This window comes from Parvibaculum sp., assembly GCF_035511255.1.
Classification (GTDB): domain Bacteria; phylum Pseudomonadota; class Alphaproteobacteria; order Parvibaculales; family Parvibaculaceae; genus Parvibaculum.
The window spans coordinates 1-13,345 of the sequence record NZ_DATKFR010000465.1; the positions used below are offsets into that span (position 1 = coordinate 1).

Here is a 13,345-nt window from a genome sequence, read left to right on the forward strand (position 1 = left end):
TTCCGGCTTCTGGTCGCCGTCATCCTGCTCGAACTCGGTCATCTCGCCTGGCACTACACGGCGCCGCTTCGCGCGGGGCTTGCCAGCTAGACCTTTTTCAGGTCGCCGAGCTCGATATATTCCTTCTCGCCGTCGATCCGGTACATGCGAAGCCCGGCGCGCGGATAGGTGCAGACATCGATGGGGGAGCGCGTACCACCCATCAGATAGACGAGATCCTCCCCCGCCTTCGCCGGCACATGCGTCGAATGGGCGGGCGAGCCCTTCGGGAAGGCGAGAAAATCGCCCGGTCCGATCAAGAGGACCGTGTCGCCGATCGTCGCCTCGCCCCGGCCGGACAGCACGAAAAGGAATTCCTCGTCCTGCCCGTGGAAATGATGCTCGGTCGAGTCCCGCCCGGGCTCCACCCGCACGAGGTGGATACCCATGTCACTTAGGCCCGCGAGGTCGCCGATCGAACGGGTATGGCGGATCGCATTGGCGTTGAACTGATGGACATGCGCCCGTTCCGGCAGCTTCGAAATGCGGTCCGCGCTCCAGTAAAAGTGCCCCTCCGGGGCCTTTCCAAGGGTTTCGCCGTCATCCGCCATGAAAATTCTCCCGAGGCTTGTTCCGCTGCGCTGCCGGTCTAAACTGTTCCTAATAGAGATTCGCCGGACGGGGCGGCGCTCCCATGTTCTATAACGCCTTGTCGACACTCATAAAGTTCATACTGGTGGCGGTCCTGATCGGCGCCGTCCTCAACGAGTTCGACATCAGTGCCGATCAGGTTTTGACCGATGTGGGCTTCACACCCCAGCACATCATGGCGATGCTGCGCGAGGGTTTCGACTGGGCGCTGCCGCACTTCATCCTGGGCGCTCTGGTGCTCGTTCCGATCTGGGTGGTCCTCTTTCTTCTGAAACCGCCGCGTATGGGAAAGTGAAGAGGCGGGCAAGGCTCGTCTTGCTCCTTCCTCCGGGCTAGATTGCGGCTGGACACTCGAACGGACCTCGTGAATGTTTTTCAGGATTTGCCTCGCCGCATCGACGGTCGCGTTTCTTCTCGCGCCCGGAACGGCCCTTGCCGATGTGGGCTCGGGACTTATCGGCAATACGGTCGAACTGACCGGCCCCCAGGGCACCACGAAAATCTACTACCCCGATCGCAACCGCATCATCGTGCGCGCGCCCGACGGCAAGGAGACGCGCGGCTGGTGGCGCGTCAAGGGCAAGAGCATCTGCACGAAGATGGCGAAGACGCCCGAGAGTTGCACCGACCCGATCTCCGAACCGCCGAAGGCCGGTAGTGCCGGTGTTTTCACCGGTGGGGACGGCGACCTCAAATGGTCGGTGACCAAGGGCAAAGGTTTCTGACGGCGCCTCACCCGCCGAAAACCACCGTCCGTTTTCCGTTGAGAAAGACGCGACGTCCCGCAAGCGCGGCGACGGCGCGGGCCAGCACCAGCGCCTCGACATCGCGGCCGGCCGCGATCATCTGCTCGACCGTGGTCGTATGGGTGACCGGCTCGACGCGCTGTTCGATGATCGGGCCTTCGTCGAGATCGCTCGTGACAAAATGCGCTGTCGCGCCGATGAGCTTCACGCCGCGCTCATGCGCCTGATGATAGGGTTTTGCGCCCTTGAAACTTGGCAGGAACGAGTGATGGATGTTGACGGCGCGGCCGGCGAGCGCGCGGCATGTCTCGTCCGACAGGACCTGCATGTAGCGCGCAAGCACGACGAACTCCGCCTTGGTTTCTTCCACCAGTTCGAGCAGCCGGCGCTCGGCCTCGACCTTGTTGTCGCGGGCCACCGGAATGTGAAAGAACGGAATGCGGTGCTGCTGCGCGAGTGGCGCCAGATCGAGATGGTTCGAGACGATGGCCGGAATATGGATCGGAAGGGTGCCGGTGCGATAACGATAGAGAAGATCGTTGAGACAGTGATCGGCGCGCGAGACCATGAGCAGGAAAGAGGGCCTCACCCCGACATTGTGGAGATGCCATTCCATCTCGAAGCGCCGCGCGACGGGCTCGAACTTCGTCGCGAAGTCCTTTTGTCCGAAGGCGTTGACTTCGACCGGATGAAAGACCGTGCGCATGAAGAACCGCTTCGTGACAGGGTCGCCGAAATGATGCGACTCCGTGATGAAGAGATTTTCCGCCGCCAGAAGCCCCGCGACCGCGGCAACGATGCCGACCGCGTCCGGGCAGGAAATGGTGAGGATGTAATGGCTTTCTTCGCCGGACATGAATGCGCCTCGGATGGGAACTGCCGCTCCGCGCGGCGGCGCGGATAGTTTCACAATCGGCGCGGGCGGGAAAATGCTTTTGCGGGACGCAGCTTGCGAGCACGCCCCGGGCCTTCGACCGGAGACGAAAAAACCCGCCGGCGCGGAGCCGGCGGGTCATGTATGCGGTGCTATGACCGCGTCGTCGTCAATCGTAGCGGAAGGCGCTGTCGTCGAGATTGATCTCGGGCAGTTCGTTCTTTTCGAGCCAGTAGTCCTGGGTGTGCTGCCATTCGGGCTTGTCGCCGCGTTTCGGCAGCAGGTGCATGCCGCGCATCAGATAGCCCGGATTGAAGTTCTCGGGGTCGATCCAGGGGGAGAGCGGCATATTCTCGTCCTCCGGCCTGAGCGCCGGCGTGACGCGCTTCGCGCCGATCTTCTTCATGTGGTTGAGAAGCCGGCAGACGAAATCGCCGAGCAGATCCACACGCAGCGTCCAGCTCGCGCGGAAGTAACCGAAGACCCAGACCATGTTGGGCACGCCGGTGAACATCATGCCGCGATAGGTGACCGTCTTCGAAAAATCGAGCGGCTTGCCGTCGATCTCGAAGTCGATGTCGCCGAGCACGCTGAGGTTGAAGCCTGTCGCGGTGATGATGATGTCGGCTTCCAGCTCCTCTCCCGATTTGGTGAGAATGCCTTTCTCGGTGAAGCGGTCGATCTCGTCGGTCACGACCGAGGCCTTGCCGGAGGCGATGCCCTGGAAGATATCGCCGTCGGGCACGAAGGCGATGCGCTGACGCCAGGGACGGTAGCTCGGCGTGAAATGCTTTTGCACGGTCTCTTCCGGCAGGAAGAGACGCACGGCGTCCAGAAGCTCCTTCCGCACCGTCTCCGGCTCCTCGAAGGAGCGGCGGGTGAATTCGCCCTGCATGTGCAGGATCTCCCGGCGGGTGATCTCGTGAATCCAGCTTTCGTCGATTTCGAGCTGGCGCAGACGGTCGGCAAGCTCGTTCGCATTTCGGCCCGGGATGAAATAGGTGGGCGAGCGTTGCAGCAGAGTGACGTGCTTGCAGTCGCCGGCAATGGCGGGGACGAGCGTCGCGGCCGTCGCACCGGAACCGATCACGAGGACGTTCTTGCCCTTGTAGTCGAGGTCTTCCGGCCAGGTCTGCGGATGGACGATCCGCCCCTTGAACTTGTCCATGTCCTTCCATTCGGGCGTGTAGCCTTCCGAATGGCGGTAATAGCCCTGGCACATCCAGAGGAAATTCGCGGTGATCCGGAAAGCTTCATTGGTGTCGCCGCGCGAGCCTTCGATCGTCCAGAGATTGTCCTTCCCCGACCAGCTCGCCTTTTCGATCCGGTGCTTGTAGCGAATGTGGCGTCCGAGATCGTTCTCCTCAATGACTTCGCCCATATAGCTCAGGATTTCCTGCGCCGACGCGATCGGCGCCCCGACCCAGGGCTTGAAGCGATAGCCGAAAGTATAGAGGTCGCTGTCGGAGCGGATGCCCGGATATTTGTGCATCAGCCAGGTACCGCCGAAGCTTTCGAGGCCCTCGAGGACGACAAAACTCCGATCGGGGCACTGTTCCTTGATGTGATAGGCGGCGCCGACCCCGGATATGCCCGCGCCCACGATCAGCACATCGAAATGCTCGGTTTTCGAGGGGGCTGTTGACGTCGGCCTGGCCAGTGTTTCTGTCCCTGTCATTGCTCTTCTTTCTTTTGATTGCGTTTGCCGCGAGCCGTGGACCGGCCCTTATTTGCGATTACGCATTTTGACCGCCTATCTGAAAACAGGCCATGTCAAAATTGACGCAGGCGCACCCTAGAACGGCATGGCAGAGCACCAAAAACAAAAACGCCGCGGCATTTCTGCTGCGGCGTTTCGGATTTTGGTTGCGGGGGCCCGCAACCAACGATACTTGCGATTGACGGAATGTGAGATTCCGAGAACGCGAACAAGATTTGACTGAGTTCGCTGTCGCCGACTTGAACCAAATGACGCAGTTTGACCTTTGGCATCTATCGGTCCAATCCCCGATGTTTCCGAACATGCTGACATTTCCAGGCGAGCATCGGCATGGCACCAATGCTCGTCCGTATCTCAGGTGCCACATCAAGCAGATCAGGGTTGATCTCACTGCGGTCGAGAACGCCATCGAGAAAATCCCGCTCGTTCGCGGTCAGATCAAATAAAAGTACAAATCGCTCCCGGCAGAGCGCAACCGTCTCCTCGATCCACGCATCGATCTCGTCTTTGCCGCCGAAGTAACCGCGCGGCAGGCAGATCATAAGTTTCTGACGAAGCTCCCGCGGGTCGCCCTTGATCGCGTCGGTCGAAACCGCTCGCCAATCCCGGCGCGCGCAGGCGCCGAACGCGAGAAACGCGGCTTTGATGTTCTTCCAGTCCAGTCCCTCAATCGACAGGATACGGCGCGCATCGAAAAGGTCGCGTGCGGCATGGCGATCGAAGAGTGCGACGAGCTTGCCGGCGACGACCTCATGAATATCGAGCACCAGCACGTCGCTTGCACGCACTTCTCCAAGCGCGACCGACGACACGCGGGCGGTGCCGAACAGAGGCTGACGCGCCATGTAGTTCACGTCGAGCTCAAGCGTCGCGTTTCCGCCGAGCGCCGACGCAAAGCGCATGATCCACTTGCCACCGGCATGCTCGTCAGGCTGGCGGCGGATGTCGTATCCTTGGGACGCCAGTAGTCGGCCCAGAGCCGCCTCAAGCTGCGGCCGCTCAGTTTCCATCGCCGCACGATCGAGCGCGCCAACATAGTTGAGGTCGATATCGACCGATAAACGGTCGAGACCGAGATGAAAGACGTTGAGCGCCGTGCCACCCTTGAGAGCGAATTGCTCGCTCAGAATCCGGTCGCGAGCGATCTCCTGCAGGATGTCGAGAAGGCGCATCACCTTCTCGAGCGTGCCGACCTGATGACCGGTCTCGCTGGCGATGCGCTGCAGGGTCTGGGTCGAGGGCGCCGCCATTTACACCCCCTCGAACTGAGACTCTATGACCTCGACGGGCAGGATCACGTTCCACCCCGCGGCCGTCCGGCCTTCGCCCGGTTTGGTGGCTAAGGCGTATCGCGCTTGTCGCGGGGCGAGCGTGTGCAGCTTTTTGAGCGCGGCACTTTCCACACCGAGCCGGTCCTGTTCGCGCTCCAGCCAATATCCCAAGGCGCCGGCCGCCGTCGCGTTGCCGAGCGCGCGTGCATGCCGGACTAAGGCAGCAGCGTCGACGCGGGCGACCAGGTCAAGTGAATTGAAAAGCTCCTCCGCACCGCCGGCAAGATCATACCGATCAAAAAGGTCAGCGATCGTCCGCTCGATCGTCGTTACGCGAACGTCGAGCCCCATGCGATCGACGACCGTAACGCCGTCCATCAGGCTTCCGTTTTTCGAGGCGAAGTCCTGCGGCGGTTTCACGAACCGGCAGGAGAAATCCGCAGTCTCTACGACGCCCGGCTCGCCGGGCGCGATGACCTGCACCTCATGGCCTTCCGTATAAGCACAACCGTGAAGCTCGAGGGCCGAGTGATAGGCGATAACGCCGCCGCGCCGCAGGCGGGACGCCGCCAAGAAACGATCGACCGACCACTTGGCGGAATCGGCATGCTTTGGGACGGACGCGAAAACGCCCCGCGCGATGCGCTTGATATTGCCGGCCCGAAGGTGCTGGGAGAGCATCGCCGTGACCACCTTGTCGTCGGGGCGACGGCCGACCGCGGCGGCATACTCGGCCCGGTCGAAGACCGGCCTGGCGCTGAAAAACGGGGCTGAAACGAGCCGGGACATGATCAAACTTTCTTATAATCGGAAAAAGAAATATATCAGATATGGTTTTACCTCCAATGAAGAAAGTATGTTCGGATAAACACTACTTTGTAAAGTCCGTCTCAAACCATATTTGAAATATAGTCTTCCCCGGAATTTGGAAAGTTCTAAGAGATTCGGCCTCCAAGCCGGCAGGCTAGGCTCGGACCGTCTGGAGCCGGAGCCACTCAAAAGACGTGTCACAAAACCTCGGACCATAGGGCTAACGTCCGAGGTTTTGTTGCATCATCGAACGCCCCACCGGCCCGCGTCTAACCTTCCCGCCGCCTCCAGACGAGATGGGCTTCCTCCCCACCCTCCGCCGGGAACAGCGCCGCATGAACGGGTGCTGCCAGTACCGGATCGTCGAGCCGGACACTCAGATACTCCTTCTCACCGCCCCGCTCCCGCCATGCGGCGCCGACTTCGGAACGACCCACAAACAGCTTGAACGCCGGTGCCCGCTCGCTGTCGCGATTGTCGTTCGGCACGAAGCGCAGCTTCGCGTCGATGGCGAGGGTCCTGATCGTGCCGGACCAGCCGCCTTCCTTTGTCGACGTGAACATCCCGATCACAGACATCTCAATCCTCCTTACTGGTTGGCGGTAACGACACGCGAGGTGCGCGTCCTCTCGAGCCCGGCTTAACGACGCCAGCACCCTCACCTTCCGGCAACTCCTTCCGTGCCTTGGCAAAACCGCGGTCGGCCTCCAGAAAGCTCTGCAGCATGTAGGGAATGAGTTCCGAGACGGACTCCGCCTCGCCATAGGTCTCGCGGTAGAGCGCCGCATAGGTCTGCAGCGCCTTGTTGAGATCGGGTGGCGCGGTGAAGGTGATCTTGACGGGTATACGATCGGGGAGTTTGCCGAGTTTCAGGTCGGGCATGGATGTCATCCTCGGTAAGCGCGCAGGATCAAGTCCTTCTGCACGATGACGCGGATCGGCCAGCCGGGCCTGACCGTGATCGTCGGCTGGATGTTGAGATTCTTCTCGATGAGGCGCTGTCCGGCCTGCGAAACGTTCTGCTGCGTCGACTGACGGATCGCGCGCAGGAGATCGCTTTCCTCGCTGCCGAAACCGAGTTCGGTGCCGACGCCGAGCAGCGTCGCCAGCGCCACGCCCTTGACGAGCGCCCATGTGTGGTAATCGACCTCATCGGCGACGCCGGCATAGCCGGCGGCATCCGTCGCCGGCAGGTTGTCGATCACGATCGAAGAACCATCCGGCATAACGATGCGGTGCCAGACGAGCAGCGCGCGGGACTGGCCGAAAGCGACGACACTGTCGTAACTGCCGATGAGCCTGGACCCTTGCGGGATTAGCAACGTTTTCCCGCTCACCGTATCGAAAATATTCTCCGTGATCTGGGCGACGACAAGGCCCGGCAGATCGGAGTTCAACCCGGTAATCAGGCTCGCGGCGATGACGCTGCCGGCCATGAGTTGATGCGCCGAGACCGGTTCCTGCAGCGCATGAGGGTTATAGATGTCTCGGTCCGGTCCCCGGTTCATAAAATCGAGCTTGCGCTGCTGATGGTTCTGGTCGCGCTCCGGATCGAGAGCGAGACGGTCCTCGACGGCGGCCACAGCTTGAAAGCCTGTGCCCTCTCCCGCATTGGTCACTCCTGTTTGTGGACCCCTCCCCTCGCCGCTTCCGCTCCCCTTCAGTTGAAAGAACACGCCCGCTTCCGCCGCTTGCCGCGCCTGCTGCGCAAGCCGCAATCGTTCGGCGCGGGCGTCGTTCTCCTCGGCGCTCGGCACGAAACTCGGGCGGAGACCCGCATTGTTGTCGATGCCGAGTTCCGCCTCGCGTCTTAGGATCGGGCGGCCAAATTCGCCGGGAAGTGGCGCGCCGAGTGCGGGCACCGGCTTCGGGATCTCGTCATAGCTCTCTGGCAGCGCCGCCAACCCCTCCGCCCTCTCCTTCCGGTCCGGGTGGTAGAGTTCCGAGCCATCCGGTCCCATGAGACGGAAGCTTGAGCCCTCCAGCGCCAGAAAGGCGAGCGCGAAGATCGTCGCCGAGCCCGCCGCCGCGACGCCGATAACGACGCTGCGGCGGAAGCGCGTCACGCGGCGCGGTTTCGCGCGCAGCACCAGCGTTTCGGGATCGACTTTTCCGGGCGGGGGCGTCTGATCGTGCGGCGAGGCGGGACCGGCCATACCTCTCTCCTATCGTCCCGGCCGCAGCCGCGAGGGACGATCATCGCCGGCGCTCGCTACATTATCTGTACGGCTGATGCGCACCACTTGCTGCGGCGCCTCGCCGAGGCGCAGTTCCGCCGCCGCGAAGAGGCGGTCGACAATGTAGTAGTGGCCGCGCATGCGGTAGTTGACGAGTTCACCGCCGCCGGACGGTCCGACGACGAAGAGCGGCGGCGCCTCGCCCTGATCGAGCCGCGCCGGAAATTCGATATAGACTTTCGAACCGTCGTCGAAGGCGCGGAGCGGTCGCCAGGGCGGATCGTCGCCGGTGATCTCGTAGCGAAAACGGAGCGAAGCGAGATCGATACCGCTTGCGATTGTCGATGCCGCTTGCGCCTTCGCATTCCGCGCCTGCAAGGCGAGCAGCTCGTCCCGCGGATAGGCCCAGGAAAGTGCGGCCATGGCCGTCGCCTCGGTGCTCTCAAGCGCCAGACGATAGGCACGTCGATCGGTGGTGATGACGAGATTGGTCTCGAGCCCGGCGGCGAAAGGCTTCACCAACACATGGACGCGTTTGCCGGGGCCGCTGCCGCTTACCGTGTCGCCGATCACCCAGCGTACCGTGTCGCCGGCCGAGACGGCGATGAGTTCCTCGCCCGGCTGCAAAGCGATGTCGCTAACGCGCTCCGGCGCCGCATAGAGCCGGTAGAGCGCGCCTTCGGTGAAGGGATAGACCTGGATCGCATTGATATAGCCATCCCGCATGGGTTCGATCAGCGCCTCCTTGTTGGCGGCCTCGACCCTCTCCGCAGGCGCCCTCTTGTCCGACTTCGGCTTCGCCGTATCCAAAGTCTGCAACTGACCCGGCAGCGGCAAGGGCTCGGGCATGGCGACGATCTCGACGGGTTTCGGGGGCTGAGGCTCGAGCTGTGCCGGTTGCAGATCGGCCGCGTCATAGCGGATCTGGGGCGGTGGCACCTTGTCGGCGCAGGCGGTCAGCACAAGCGCGGAGACGGTCGCCGTAAATACAAGACGGATCGGGGTCATCTAGTCCTCCGTAGGGTCAGGGGGTTTCACCGGGATTGAGTTCGCGCGACCAGTCGAGCGCTTCGACATAAAGACCGAGCGGGTTCTTCCGGAGCGTCTCGGCATCGCGGGGCGTTCGAATGGCGATGGTGAGGATCGCGGTCCAGCGCGTCGTCGCGGCGAGGCTGCCGCGCTCGTAGTGCCGCTCGCGCCATTTTACCTGGAAGGAGCGTTCCGAGACGCGGACGACGCTTGTCACTTCAACGGACACATTGCGCGTGCCGACCGATTTGAAAGGATCGCTCTCACGCGCGAATTCGTTGAGGAAATTCGCCGCGCGGCCGGTCGCATGGTCGTAGGCCTCCAGCCAGCTCTTCCGCAGAACGATCGGATCGGAGGAAAGCGAGCGGACATTCGAGATGAAGCGCGCTAGCACAAAGGCGACCTGCGCGTCGCCCGGCGTGTAGCTCTCGATGGCGGGCCGCACGGCACGGACCTCGCCCGAACGCTCGATCTCGACCACATATGGGGTCACGTGAGACTGCAGCGATTGCCAATAGAGTCCCGCCGAGAGCCCGGCGCTGAGCGCGAGACACCCAAACGCCATTAACCGCCAGTTCCGCGCCTGCACGCGGGCCGCACCGATCCGCTCGTCCCAGGCTTGAGCCGCCTTCTGGTACGGCGTGACCGGTTCGGGGGTCCGGCTATATCGCTCAGCACTACGCTTGAAGAGCATCAGGATCTCCCGTCATCGAAGGAAGGATTGGCGCCGGCACCCGGCCGGTCGCCTTCACGGATCGCCTGCATCGCGGTCTGGGTATGGATGCGGCGGCGCTGCTCGGCGCGGAGACGCCGCGCCCAGTCGGGCGTGCCCGCCGCCATGCTTGATGAAATTCCGGCTGAAGACGACGCGGCCATGCCCGCCGCAGGCCCCATCGCCGATGCACCGGCCGTCGCGGTCCCCATGCCGGTGCCGGCCCGAAGTGCTGAAAGTCCGGCCGAGCTTCCCATTCGGGCGGCTCCGAGCGCCATGCCGCCTGCGAGCGCCGCACCGGCCGCGACGCCGCCGGTCGCGCCGACCGCCGCACCGGCGCCGAGCTGCGGCGCGCCGGAGACGAGACCCGCCGCGATGCCGGGTCCGAAAATGCCGAGCCCGAAGAGGGCCAGCGAGGCCAGCACCAGCGCCATGGCGTCGTTGAGATTGGGCTCGCGGCCCTGAAGCGCCGTCACGAAATCGGTGAAGAAACCCGAACCGATGCCGATGATGACCGCGAGCAACATCACCTTGACGCCCGAGGCGACGACATTGCCGAGCACGCGCTCGGCCAGAAACGCCGTTTTGGTCCAGAGCGCGAAAGGCACGAGCACGAAACCCGCCAGCGTCGTCAGCTTGAACTCGATGATGGTGATGAAGAGTTGTACCGCAAGGATGAAGAAGGCGGCGATGACGACGGTCCAGGCGAGCACCAGCACGATGATCGTCACCGCATGGTTGAAGAAGCTCGTGAAGCCCATCAGCGAACCCGCCTGCTGCAAAAGCGGCCAGGCCGCCTCGAAGCCGATGCCGGCGAGATAGCCCGGCCGGAGCAGATCGTCGGCGGTGAGTTCATTCTCCGCCGCATGCAGACCGAGCCCCGCGAAGGAGCGGAAGATAATGTCGGCAAGGCCAGCGAAATTATTCAGGATCAGTGCGAAGACACCGACATAGAGGACCTTGCGCAGGAGACGGCCGAGCACATTGCCCTCCTCCATCGCCCAGAAGAGGCCGGCCAGCGTGATGTCGATGCCGATCAGGATCGCAGTCAGGAAGGCGACATCGCCCTGCAACAGCCCGAAACCGCTGTCGATCGCCTGGGTGAAGGCCTCCATGAACCGGTCGATGACGCCGAGATCATCCATGCCGCTCGCTCCTCACCTCTCACTCTTCGTTTGTCACTGCGCCGGATAGGCTTTGCCTTCGCCCATGAAGCGGTCGAAGCTGGCGCGCGCCTGTTCCTCGGCCTGGGCCTTGCGCGCCGCATCAAGCGCCTCGGCGCGGTATTGCGCCGCCATCAGGGTCTGGATCTGAAACTGTTGTTTCGTCGACAATGCGAGCAACTGGTTTGCCGCCTGCTGCGCCTGAAGCGCGCCCGCCGCGCCTTGCGAGGCGGTGACCAGAGAGACGAGCGCTGCCTGGTCGCTCTCGACATTGCGCGCAATGCCGGCCTGCAGGCGCATCGTGTCGCCATAGGCGGACATGGCATCGCGCCAGCGCTGCTCGGCATCGGCGAGAAGCACGTCGTGAGTGATCTCCGCGCCATAATGGTCAGGATAGCTGCGCTCAAGGGCCTCTTGCGTCGCCTCGATCGTGAAGGCGATGCCGCGCGCCTGGTCCATCAGCTGGCCGATCCTTGTCAGCCCCGAGACCATGCCCTCCAGTGTCGAGAGGTCGAGATGCTCCAGATTGCGCGCCATATTGTCGAGCATCACGGCCTCGTTCTGGAGCGAGCGGATCTGGTTGTCGATCTGCTCCAGCGCGCGGACCGCCTGCAGCAGATTCTGCACATAGTTGGTGGGATCGAAGACGGTCATGGCCGTGGCCGGACGCATGCCGGTCATCATCGGACCGGCAGTGAGGAAAAGAGCGAGTAGTACGGCCCGCAGAATCTTGTGCGTCATGACGATGTCTCCCCTGGAGAAATTTTCGCTGTATGGAAGTCGATGAGATCGGCGGCCCAGTCGAGCCCCTTGGCGGTGAGCAATCCTTTCGCGAAACCCGCTGATCCCGCCTCACTCAACACACGATCGATGAGCTTCCGGTCCGCCGGAGAGGAGGCACCACAGAAAGCGAGCGCGACGGGACCGAGACCGAGTTCGAAGAGCCGGTTGCCGCGGCGGGACTGGAGGTAGTAGTGCCGCTTCGGCACCGCTTCGGCGATCAGTTCGATCTGGCGCGCGTTGAGGCCGAAGCGCTCGTAAGCCGCCCGCGCTTGCGGCTCGATCGCGCGATCATTCGGAAGGAATATCCGCTGCGGACAGCTCTCGATAATAGCGGGCGCGATGGCGCTGTCGGCGATATCGGCAAGCGATTGCGTCGCGAAGATGACGGCGACATTCTTCTTGCGGAGTGTCTTCAGCCATTCGCGGATGCGGGAAGCGAACAATGGGTCGTCGAGATAGATCCAGGCCTCGTCGAGAATGAGCAGTGTCGGCGCACCGGTGAAGCGCTCCTCCAGGCGATGGAAGAGATAGGTCAGGACCGGCATCACCGCGCCCTTCTCGTGCAGCAGCGCCTCCATCTCGAAACACTGGATGCCAGATAACGCGAGACCGTCCTCGGCCGCATCGAGCAGATGCCCGAACGAACCTTCGAGCGTATAGGGTGCGAGCGCCGCTTTGAGCGCATTCGATTGCAAGAGAACGGAGAGGCCGGTCAGCGTGCGCTCCCCGCGCGGTGCCGAGGCGAGGCTCCCGAGCGCCGACCAGACGGCATCCCTCACCTCCGGCGTCACGTCGAGTTTCTCATGCGTGAGAAGCGCGCCGATCCATTCGGCCGCCCAGCCGCGTTCCGCCGGCTCATCAATGCGGGCGAGCGGCTGGAAGGCGAGCGCCGTCGCACCCTCGCCGGAGCCGAGCGCATGATGGGCGCCGCCCATGGCGAGAATGGCGGCGCGGGCCGAGAAGCCCTTGTCGAAGAGATAGAGTTGCGCGCTTTCGTAGCGGCGGAACTGCATCGCCATCAGCGCCAGCAACACCGACTTGCCGGCGCCGGTCGGCCCGACGATCAGCATATGGCCGACATCGCCGATATGCGTCGAAAGACGGAACGGCGTCGCGCCCTCGCTTTCGGCATGGAGCAGGACCGGACCGTCCAAATGCGCGTTCTGTGCCGGCCCGGCCCAGACGGACGAGAGCGGCATCAGATGGGCGAGATTGAGCGTATGGACGATCGGCTGCCGGACATTGGCATAGACGTGACCGGGCAGACTGCCGAGCCAGGCTTCGACCGCATTGGTGCTTTCGCGGATCACGGTGAAGCCGGCGCCGGCGACCGCGCGCTCGACGGCACGGCGATGCTCGTCCGCGACTTCGGCATCCTCGTCGGCGACGGTGATCGTCGTCGTCAGATAGCCGAAGCTCACATGATCGCC

14 protein-coding genes and 1 pseudogene are annotated in these 13,345 nt (G+C 63.1%); 2 read left to right on the forward strand and 13 right to left on the reverse strand.

Features of this window, described 5'->3' with window-relative positions; genetic code table 11:
• Window positions 1-86: 86 nt before the first annotated feature.
• On the reverse strand, window positions 87-590 hold the full coding sequence (locus tag VMR03_RS17275) for a cupin domain-containing protein (RefSeq protein ID WP_325407420.1): 504 nt from the start codon (window positions 588-590) through the stop codon (window positions 87-89).
• A gap of 83 nt (window positions 591-673) precedes the next feature.
• Between VMR03_RS17275 and VMR03_RS17280 the strand changes: the two genes are divergently transcribed.
• Window positions 674-925, forward strand: coding sequence for a DUF6460 domain-containing protein (locus tag VMR03_RS17280; protein ID WP_325407422.1), 252 nt, complete (start codon window positions 674-676; stop codon window positions 923-925).
• Between the two features lie 73 nt (window positions 926-998).
• A complete protein-coding gene (locus tag VMR03_RS17285) occupies window positions 999-1,355 on the forward strand; it encodes a hypothetical protein (protein ID WP_325407424.1) in 357 nt (118 codons plus the stop codon).
• A 7-nt stretch (window positions 1,356-1,362) separates the two neighbouring features.
• On the opposite strand, the gene purU is transcribed toward VMR03_RS17285, so the two are convergent.
• From purU to VMR03_RS17345, 12 genes and pseudogenes are all read right to left on the reverse strand, one after another.
• Entirely contained in the window at window positions 1,363-2,232 is an 870-nt protein-coding gene (gene purU / locus VMR03_RS17290) for a formyltetrahydrofolate deformylase (RefSeq protein ID WP_325407426.1), read from the reverse strand.
• Window positions 2,233-2,419: 187 nt separating this feature from the next.
• Complete coding sequence (locus tag VMR03_RS17295; protein ID WP_325407427.1) at window positions 2,420-3,928, reverse strand: NAD(P)/FAD-dependent oxidoreductase; 1,509 nt, start codon at window positions 3,926-3,928, stop codon at window positions 2,420-2,422.
• 314 nt (window positions 3,929-4,242) lie between these two features.
• On the reverse strand, window positions 4,243-5,220 hold the full coding sequence (locus VMR03_RS17300) for a nucleotidyl transferase AbiEii/AbiGii toxin family protein (protein ID WP_325407429.1): 978 nt from the start codon (window positions 5,218-5,220) through the stop codon (window positions 4,243-4,245).
• Complete coding sequence (locus VMR03_RS17305; protein ID WP_325407431.1) at window positions 5,221-6,030, reverse strand: transcriptional regulator; 810 nt, start codon at window positions 6,028-6,030, stop codon at window positions 5,221-5,223. It lies immediately after the preceding gene.
• Between the two features lie 290 nt (window positions 6,031-6,320).
• On the reverse strand, window positions 6,321-6,629 hold the full coding sequence (locus VMR03_RS17310) for a DUF736 domain-containing protein (RefSeq protein WP_325407433.1): 309 nt from the start codon (window positions 6,627-6,629) through the stop codon (window positions 6,321-6,323).
• 1 nt (window position 6,630) lies between these two features.
• The gene (locus VMR03_RS17315) at window positions 6,631-6,933 is read right to left on the reverse strand and encodes a DUF2274 domain-containing protein (protein WP_325407435.1); all 303 of its coding nucleotides are present in this window, start codon (window positions 6,931-6,933) and stop codon (window positions 6,631-6,633) included.
• Between the two features lie 5 nt (window positions 6,934-6,938).
• A complete protein-coding gene (locus tag VMR03_RS17320) occupies window positions 6,939-8,207 on the reverse strand; it encodes a TrbI/VirB10 family protein (RefSeq protein WP_325407437.1) in 1,269 nt (422 codons plus the stop codon).
• Between the two features lie 9 nt (window positions 8,208-8,216).
• The gene (gene trbG / locus VMR03_RS17325; RefSeq protein ID WP_325407438.1) at window positions 8,217-9,236 is read right to left on the reverse strand and encodes a P-type conjugative transfer protein TrbG; all 1,020 of its coding nucleotides are present in this window, start codon (window positions 9,234-9,236) and stop codon (window positions 8,217-8,219) included.
• A gap of 16 nt (window positions 9,237-9,252) precedes the next feature.
• On the reverse strand, window positions 9,253-9,951 hold the full coding sequence (gene trbF / locus VMR03_RS17330) for a conjugal transfer protein TrbF (protein ID WP_325407440.1): 699 nt from the start codon (window positions 9,949-9,951) through the stop codon (window positions 9,253-9,255).
• The gene (trbL, locus tag VMR03_RS17335) at window positions 9,951-11,114 is read right to left on the reverse strand and encodes a P-type conjugative transfer protein TrbL (protein ID WP_325407442.1); all 1,164 of its coding nucleotides are present in this window, start codon (window positions 11,112-11,114) and stop codon (window positions 9,951-9,953) included. Before trbL ends, trbF begins: the two co-directional genes overlap by 1 nt.
• 33 nt (window positions 11,115-11,147) lie before the next feature.
• Window positions 11,148-11,873: a P-type conjugative transfer protein TrbJ gene (gene trbJ / locus VMR03_RS17340; protein ID WP_325407444.1), complete on the reverse strand. Its 726-nt coding sequence runs from the start codon at window positions 11,871-11,873 to the stop codon at window positions 11,148-11,150.
• Window positions 11,870-13,345: pseudogene (locus tag VMR03_RS17345) on the reverse strand (conjugal transfer protein TrbE); the annotation flags it as partial. The gene trbJ and the pseudogene VMR03_RS17345, both read right to left, overlap by 4 nt.